Source organism: Pedococcus sp. 2YAF34 (genome assembly GCF_052114585.1).
In the GTDB taxonomy this organism is placed as follows: domain Bacteria; phylum Actinomycetota; class Actinomycetes; order Actinomycetales; family Dermatophilaceae; genus Pedococcus.
In genome coordinates, this window is sequence record NZ_JBFRFA010000158.1 from 1 (window position 1) to 361 (window position 361).

General features: G+C 66.2%; 1 protein-coding gene. It reads right to left on the reverse strand.

Features of this window, described 5'->3' with window-relative positions; genetic code table 11:
• On the reverse strand, positions 1–361 hold a 361-nt coding region (locus AB4Z02_RS19355), incomplete at both ends, for a 3'-5' exonuclease (protein WP_441973007.1).

Sequence of the window (361 nt, forward strand, 5' to 3'; positions counted from 1 at the left end):
ACGCGGCATCCCGCATCGCATCGCGGAAGCTGATGCCGTTGTCGCCGGCGTAGCTCGCCAGCTGCGTCTCGGTGGCAGGGCCGATCCCCCGCTTCGGTGTGTTCAGGATGCGCCGCAGCGCGAGCATGTCGTCAGGGTTCGCGACGGCGATCAGGTACGCCATCGAGTCCTTGATCTCGGCGCGCTCGTAGAACTTGGTGCCGCCCATGATGCGATAGGGCAGCGCCGAGCGGATGAAGATCTCCTCCAGCGCACGGGTCTGCGCGTTCGTGCGGTAGAACACGGCGATGTCGCGGTAGTCCATGCCGTTCGCGTGGAGCTTCTCGATCTCGTCGGCGACGAACTGCGCCTCGTCGTGCCC